6 protein-coding genes are annotated in these 7819 nt (G+C 71.1%); all 6 read left to right on the top strand.

Features of this window, described 5'->3' with window-relative positions:
* Positions 1-2579, top strand: a 2579-nt coding sequence (gene carB, locus ACK5IN_RS09035; protein ID WP_416895859.1) for a carbamoyl-phosphate synthase large subunit, incomplete at its 5' end; no start/stop codon positions are given.
* Positions 2576-3433, top strand: coding sequence for an orotidine-5'-phosphate decarboxylase (gene pyrF / locus ACK5IN_RS09030; protein WP_416895858.1), 858 nt, complete (start codon positions 2576-2578; stop codon positions 3431-3433). The genes carB and pyrF, both read left to right, overlap by 4 nt.
* Entirely contained in the window at positions 3426-4322 is an 897-nt protein-coding gene (gmk, locus tag ACK5IN_RS09025) for a guanylate kinase (RefSeq protein WP_416895857.1), read from the top strand. Before pyrF ends, gmk begins: the two co-directional genes overlap by 8 nt.
* A 59-nt stretch (positions 4323-4381) precedes the next feature.
* Positions 4382-4636 carry a DNA-directed RNA polymerase subunit omega gene (gene rpoZ / locus ACK5IN_RS09020; protein ID WP_416895856.1) on the top strand — a complete coding sequence of 85 codons (255 nt, stop codon included), beginning with the start codon at positions 4382-4384 and terminating at the stop codon, positions 4634-4636.
* Between the two features lie 12 nt (positions 4637-4648).
* Positions 4649-5842 carry a methionine adenosyltransferase gene (gene metK, locus ACK5IN_RS09015; RefSeq protein WP_416895855.1) on the top strand — a complete coding sequence of 398 codons (1194 nt, stop codon included), beginning with the start codon at positions 4649-4651 and terminating at the stop codon, positions 5840-5842.
* A gap of 1 nt (position 5843) precedes the next feature.
* A complete protein-coding gene (locus ACK5IN_RS09010; RefSeq protein ID WP_416895854.1) occupies positions 5844-7817 on the top strand; it encodes a primosomal protein N' in 1974 nt (657 codons plus the stop codon).
* The last annotated feature ends 2 nt before the right edge of the window (positions 7818-7819 follow it).

Below are 7819 nucleotides of genomic sequence, written 5' to 3'. Positions count from 1 at the left end.
ACACCGGCGACTCGATCACGGTGGCGCCCGCGCTGACGCTGACCGACAGGGAGTACCAGAAGCTCCGCGACATCGGCATCGACATCATCCGGGCGGTCGGCGTCGACACGGGCGGCTGCAACATCCAGTTCGCCGTCGACCCGCAGACGGGCCGCATCATCGTGATCGAGATGAACCCCCGCGTGTCGCGCTCGTCGGCCCTCGCCTCGAAGGCCACGGGCTTCCCGATCGCGAAGATCGCCGCCAAGCTCGCCCTCGGGTACCGGCTCGACGAGATCCCGAACGACATCACCCGGGTGACGCCGGCGAGCTTCGAGCCCACCCTCGACTACGTGGTCGTCAAGGTGCCGCGGTTCAACTTCGAGAAGTTCCCCGCGGCCGACACCACGCTGACCACGACCATGAAGTCGGTCGGCGAGGCCATGGCCATCGGGCGCAACTACACGACAGCCCTGCAGAAGGCGCTGCGCTCGCTTGAGAAGCGGGGCTCGAGCTTCCACTGGACGCAGGAGGAGCGCAGGGTCGACGAATTGCTCGAACTCGCGAAGACCCCCACCGATGGCCGCATCATCCACGTGCAGCAGGCGCTGCGCTTCGGCGCCACGGTCGAGGAGGTCTTCGAGGCGACCGAGATCGACCCGTGGTTCATCGATCAGATCGTGCTCATCAACGAGGTCGCGGCCTTCGTGCAGCAGGCACCCGAACTGGATGCCGCGACCATCCGCATCGCGAAGGAGCACGGCTTCTCGGATGCCCAGCTCGCGCAGCTGCGCGGCATCGCCGAGGTCGAGGTGCGCTCAGTGCGTCACGCCTTCGGCATCCGCCCCGTGTACAAGACGGTCGACACGTGCGCGGGGGAGTTCCCCGCGCTCACGCCGTACCACTACTCGAGCTACGACCACGAGACCGAGGTCACCCCGTCCGATCGGCAGAAGGTCGTCATCATCGGGTCGGGTCCGAACCGCATCGGCCAGGGCGTCGAGTTCGACTACTCGTGCGTGCACGCGTCGTTCGCGCTGTCGGCGGCGGGCTTCGAGACGGTCATGGTGAACTGCAACCCCGAGACCGTGTCGACCGACTACGACACGAGCGATCGGCTCTACTTCGAGCCGCTGACGCTCGAGGACGTGCTCGAGGTGCTGCACGCCGAGTCGCGCTCCGGCGAGATCCTCGGCGTGGTGTGCCAGCTCGGCGGGCAGACGCCGCTGGGCCTCGCGAAAGGCATCGAGGCAGCCGGCTATCGCATCCTCGGCACCAGTCCCGCGGCGATCGACCTCGCCGAAGAACGGGCGCTGTTCAGCGGCATCCTCGCCGCTGCCGGGCTCGTCGCACCCCGCCACGACACCGCGATCGACGAGGAGGGCGCCGTCGCGATCGCCGAGGAGATCGGGTACCCGGTGCTGGTGCGGCCGAGCTTCGTGCTCGGCGGCCGCGGCATGGAGATCGTCTACGACACCCCGAGCCTGCGCGACTACTTCGTGCGCACCGCCGGCGAGGTGATCGTCGAGGCCGGCAAGCCGCTGCTGGTCGACCGCTTCCTCGACGACGCCATCGAGATCGACGTCGACGCGCTGTACGACGGCGACGAGCTGTACATCGGCGGGGTCATGGAGCACCTCGAGGAGGCCGGCATCCACTCCGGCGACTCGAGCTGCGCGCTGCCGCCGATGTCTCTGGGGCGCACCGAGATCGACCGCGTGCGCGACGCCACCCGCGCGATCGCGGAGGGCGTGGGCGTACGCGGGCTGCTGAACGTGCAATTCGCCGTGTCGGCGGGCGTGCTGTACGTCATCGAGGCCAACCCGCGCGCCAGCCGCACAGTGCCGTTCGTGTCCAAAGCGCTCGGCATCCCGCTCGCCAAGGCGGCCTCCCGCATCATGGCCGGCGCCAGCATCGCCGAGCTGAAGGCCGAGGGGCTGCTTCCCGAGCACGACGGCTCCCGTGTGCCGCTGAACGCGCCCGTCGCCGTCAAGGAGGCCGTGCTGCCGTTCCGGCGGTTCCGCACGAAGGAGGGCCTCATGGTCGACTCCGTGCTCGGACCCGAGATGCGCTCGACCGGAGAGGTCATGGGCATCGACCGCGACTTCCCGACGGCGTTCGCGAAGAGCCAGGAGGCCGCGTACGGCGGGATGCCGCTGCAGGGGCGCGTCTTCATCTCGGTCGCCGACGACGACAAGCGCGCCGTGATCCTGCCCGCCCACCGCCTGCAGGCGCTCGGCTACGAGCTGGTGGCGACCGAGGGGACCGCCGAGATCCTCGCCCGCAACGGGATCGCCGTCGAGCTCGTGAACAAATACTCCGCGACCCAGCGCACCGGGGAGAAGAACATCGTCGATCTGATCAATGCCGGTGACATCGACATGGTGATCAACACGCCGTCGGGCGGACTCGCCCGCGCGGACGGCTACGAGATCCGTGCGGCGGCGGTGGCTGCCGACAAGTCGCTGTTCACCACCATGGCCGTACTCGGTGCCGCCGTCAGCGCCCTGCCCATCCTGCGCGAGGGCTTCCGGGTCACGAGCCTGCAGGAGTACGCCGTCCTGCGACAGGCTCCGGCACCGCAGGCGGCGCGCGCATGAGCTCGTTCGGTGCGCAGGTGCAGACGGTTCTGGACCGCTTCGGCCCGCTCTGTGTCGGCGTCGACCCACACGTCGCGCTCCTGCAGGAGTGGGGGCTGGATGCCACGGCCACCGGTGCACGCGAGTTCGGTCTGCGCGTCGTCGATGCGGCGGCCGGCCGCGTGGGCATCGTCAAACCCCAGGTGGCGTTCTTCGAGCGCTGGGGCTCGGCAGGGTTCGCCGCGCTCGAAGAGGTGCTCGCCGCCGCTCGCTCCGCCGGGCTCGTGGTCATCGCCGACGCGAAACGCGGCGACATCGGATCGACGATGGCCGGCTACGCCGACGCGTGGCTCGGCTCGGGCGCTCCGCTCGAGGCGGATGCGGTCACGGTGAGCCCGTACCTCGGTCCCGAATCGCTCCGCGACACGCTGACGACCGCGGTGCACACCGGCAAGGGCGTCTTCGTGCTCGCGGCGACCAGCAACCCCGATGCCACGGCCCTGCAGTCCGCGCACACCGTCGACGTCGCCGCGACCGAGGGCCAGACGGTCGCCGAGCGCGTCGCGCGCGATGTCGGCTGGGTCAACGCCTCGGCGATGTTCGCGGGGGGACTGGGCCCGATCGGTCTGGTCATCGGCGCGACCGTCGACCGAGAGGCGCTCGGTCTGGCCGACGACGTCGTGGCCGGCGCGCCCATCCTCGCGCCGGGCTTCGGCGCTCAGGGCGTGCAGCCGGGCGATCTGCCCGGCGTGTTCGGATCCGTCGCACGCAACGTCATCGCGAGCGAGAGTCGCAGCATCCTCTCTTCCGGTCCCGAGCGTCTCGCCGGGGCCATCGCCGATCGCGCAGCGGAGTACAGGAGCATCCGTGGCTGATTCCACCCATCCTCCCGAGGTCGATCGCGTCGACGCGTCACGCAAGGCGATCGCCGCGCGCCGTGCGCGCGCGAGCGTGAAACGTGACATCGCGACACGGGTCATCACCCCGCAGGCGGCGTTGCGTCGCGCATGGGCCGACACCGCGTCGGCGGCCGGGACGATGCGGGTGACGGAGTTCCTCACGAGCATTCCGGCGATCGGCGAGGGCAAGCGCGACCGGATCCTCTCCGAGCTGGGGATCTCACCGGTCAAGCGCCTCGGCGGCCTCGGGTCGCGACAACGCCGCGCGCTGCGGGCGTTTTTGGATCGGCGCATGCCCGAGCCGCTGCCCCGCCCGGGCCGCAGTCGGCTGCTGGTGCTGGCGGGGCCCACCGCGGTCGGCAAGGGCACCGTCGCCGCGCGTATCGCGGCCGACAATCCCGACATCGTGCTGTCGGTGTCGGCGACGACACGCGCACCCCGCCCCGGTGAGATCGACGGCGTGCACTATCGCTTCGTCGACGATGCCGAGTTCGACCGTCTGATCGCGGCGGGCGACCTGCTCGAGCACGCGACGGTGCACAACTCCTTCCGGTACGGCACCCCGCATGCGCCGATCCGGGCGGCACTGGCCGAGGGCCGCACCGTGCTGCTCGAGATCGACCTGCAGGGCGCCCGCCAGGTGCGCGCCGCCGACCCCTCCGCGACGCTGGTGTTCCTGCTCCCGCCCAGCTGGGACGAGCTCGTCAACCGCCTCGTCGGCCGTGGAACCGAGGGGCCCGAAGAGCGCACGCGTCGCCTGGCTACGGCGAAGGTCGAGCTCGCCGCCCAGCACGAGTTCGACTACAGCGTCGTCAATGACGACATCGGCCGGGCCGCACAGGAGGTTGTCGCCGTCACACGGTAGACTGATCCCTCGCGCCCGTCAGGCGCCCGCAGACTCTCCACGCCGCGAAGGAGCTTCCCATGGCCGGAACGAACCAGGGCATCATCGAGCCCCCCATCGACAGCCTTCTCGAGAAGGTCGACTCGAAGTACCAGCTCGTGATCTACGCGTCCAAGCGTGCGCGGCAGATCAACGACTACTACTCCGACCTGCACGAGGGCAACCTCTTCGACAACGTCGGCCCACTGGTCGACTCGACCGTGGAGGACAAGCCGCTCACGATCGCGCTGCACGAGATCCACGAAGACAAGCTCCGTCTGCGCCACAACGACTGAGCCATCTCGCCGATGAGTCAGCTGCGCCTGTTCACATCCGAGTCGGTCACCGAGGGGCATCCCGACAAGATCTGCGACCAGATCTCCGACAGCATCCTCGACGCGATCCTCACCGACGACCCGCACGGGCGGGTCGCCGTTGAGACGCTCGTCACGACCGGTCTCGTGCATGTGGCCGGTGAGGTGTCCACCTCGGCGTACGTCGAGATCCCCGCGATCGTCCGCGGGGTCGTCAACCGCATCGGCTACACCTCGAGCGACACCGGCTTCGACGGCGACTCGTGCGGGGTGAGCGTGTCGATCGGTGCCCAGTCCTCCGACATCGCCGCCGGCGTCGACAAGGCGTTCGAACGCCGGGAGGACGGCTCGACCGACCCTCGTGACGAGCAGGGCGCCGGCGATCAGGGCATCATGTTCGGCTATGCCACGACCGAGACGCCGCAGTTCATGCCGATGGCCGCATGGACGGCCCATCGCATCGCCGAGCGGCTGTCGCAGGTGCGTCGCTCCGGGGAGCTGCCGTTCCTGCGCCCCGACGGCAAGACGCAGGTCACCCTCGGCTATGACGGCCAGACGCCTGTCACGGTCGAATCGGTCGTGCTGTCGACTCAGCACCACGCCGACATCTCGCAGAAGGCGCTGCGCGCCGCAGTGCGGGCCGAGGTGATCGACCCGGTCCTCGAGTCGACCGGGCTCGAGTTGCGCGATGTCGCCTACTACATCAATCCCGCCGGTCCGTTCGTCACCGGCGGTCCGAAGGGCGATGCGGGACTGACCGGCCGCAAGATCATCATCGACACGTACGGCGGGGCGGCACGCCACGGCGGCGGAGCCTTCAGCGGCAAAGATCCGTCGAAGGTCGACCGTTCCGGCGCCTACGCGATGCGCTGGGTCGCCAAGAACGCGGTCGCCGCGGGCCTGGCCGATCGCCTCGAGGTGCAGGTCGCCTACGCGATCGGCAAGGCGAAGCCGGTGGGGCTGTACGTCGAGTCGTTCGGCACCGGCCACGTCAGCGACGACGTCATCCGCGCGGCGATCCTCGACGTCTTCGACCTACGACCCAAGGCGATCATCGAGCAGCTCGACCTGCTGCGGCCGATCTACGCGCAGACGGCCACCTACGGCCACTTCGGCCGGGAGCTGCCGGGCTTCACCTGGGAGCGCACGGACCACGTGCCCGACCTGCGCGCCGCGGCCGGGGTCTGACGTGACGCGCCCGGTCGCGCGGGTGCTCCTCGACTCGCCGCTGCCGCAGCTCGACCGCCTGTTCGACTACGGGATCCCCGACGAGCTGGCCGAGCGCGCACGCGCGGGCGTGCGCGTGCGGGTGCCGCTGCGCAGCGCCGGACGGCTCGTCGACGGCTTCATTGTCGAGCTCGGCAAGACCGACCAGACACGCCCGCTGTCGAACATCGACACGGTCGTCTCCGACATCCCCGTGCTGCCGGCCCGGCTGGCTGCGCTGGCTCGCCGGGTCGCGGACCGCGCCGCCGGGTCGGCCTGCGACATCCTGCGACTCGTCGTGCCCAAGCGCCAGGTGCGCGTCGAGAAGGCATGGGCGTCGGCGCCCGCACCCGAGGTGCCGGTCGTCGGGCCCGCGGCACAGGACTGGGCACGCTCCCAGCTTTCCGCGTTCCCCGGGCTGCGCGAGTCGCTCGATGCCGGTGAGCGGGTGGCGCTGGACGCACCCCCGCACCCGGTGGACCTCGCACCCGGACCCACGCTGGGCGCCTGGGCACTGCTGTTGGCCGCGGCGGCCGTGCACACATTGGCGCAGGGCCGCAGCGCAGTGCTCGTGGTGCCCGACTACCGGGACCAGGCACAGCTCGAAGCGGCGCTGGCCGGTCGCGTGCCCGAGGGCGGGCTCGTCATCGACGACGCGACCAAGCCGAACCCCGAGCGGTACCGCGGCTTTCTGCGCACGCTCGCCGATGCCCCGTGCATCGTCGTCGGCAAACGATCGGCGGTGTACGCCCCGGTGCGCGACCCCGGGCTCGTGGCGGTGTGGGACGACGGCGATCCGCTGCTCGACGAGCCGCTGTCGCCGTACGTGCACGCGCGAGACGCGGCGCTGGTGCGTCAGGAGCTGCACGGCGGGGCGCTGCTGTTCGCCGGGCACACCCGCACCACCGACGTGGAGCGGCTCGTCGGCCTCGGTTGGGTGCGCGACCTGCCCGCCGCACGCCGGACGACCCCGCGCGTCGTCCTCGGTGCGGAGCAGTCGGTGCGCCCCGGGGAGCGGGTGCCGTCGGCAGCGTTCCGCGCCGCACGTGAAGCCCTCCAGCACGGGCCCGTGCTCGTGCAGGTCGCCCGGCCCGGATACGCCCCGGTGCTCGTGTGCGCGCAGTGCCGCACACCCGCACGCTGCGCACACTGCAGCGGCCCGCTCCACGCGCGGGCCGCACGCACCGACCCGGTGTGCACATGGTGCGGCCGCACCGCACACGCCTGGACGTGCACCCCGTGCGCGGCGACACAGGTGCGCTTCGCATCCGCCGGCAGCGAACGCACCGCCGACGAGCTGGGCAGGGCGTTCCCCGGCACCCGGGTCATCATCGCCGACGGCGATCACCCCGTGCAGCGCGTCGGCGCCGAACCCGCCCTGGTGATCGCGACGCGCGGCGCGGAGCCCATCGCCGACGGCGGGTACCGCGCCGTGATCCTGCTGGACGGCGAGCGGATGCTGCTGGCCGACGCCTTGCGCATCGGCGAGTCGTGTCTGCGGTGGTGGTCGAACGCGGCCGCCCTGGCGGCATCCGGATCGCCCGTCCATCTCGTCGGCGTGACCGGCCCCGTCGCGCGCGCTCTCGCGATCTGGACGCACGCCGCCTACGCGCGGTCCGAGCTGGCGGCCCGCGCGCCACTGCTGATGCCGCCCACCGTGCGGGTCGCGTCGGTCACCGGGACGCCCGCATCCGTCGACCGCACGCTCGACGAGCTGCGTGCCGCGGTGCCCGGCCTCGAGCCCACCGCGATCCTCGGTCCCGTGCGCCTGGACGACGACCCGGCCACCGTGCGCGCGCTCGTGCGGTTCGGGTACGCCGACGGACGCGTCGTCACCGAGACGCTCCGCGCCGCGGTCGTCGCCGAGGCCCTGCGCACCCGTCGGCGCAAGGGGGCCACCGCGCACGTGCGCAATACACTCAGAGTGCGGGTCGACCTTCCCGATCCAGAACTGTGAGG

The organism is Microbacterium sp. (assembly GCF_047971895.1).
GTDB lineage: Bacteria > Actinomycetota > Actinomycetes > Actinomycetales > Microbacteriaceae > Microbacterium.
Note: the sequence above shows the minus strand (reverse complement) of the source record. Positions and strands in the feature narration are given on the sequence as shown.

Excerpts from the sequence above, each read along its gene's own strand:
- pyrF (WP_416895858.1), top strand. The coding sequence starts at position 2,576 with ATGAGCTCGTTCGGTGCGCAGGTGCAGACGGTTCTGGACCGCTTCGGC.
- rpoZ (WP_416895856.1), top strand. The coding sequence starts at position 4,382 with ATGGCCGGAACGAACCAGGGCATCATCGAGCCCCCCATCGACAGCCTT.
- metK (WP_416895855.1), top strand. The coding sequence starts at position 4,649 with ATGAGTCAGCTGCGCCTGTTCACATCCGAGTCGGTCACCGAGGGGCAT.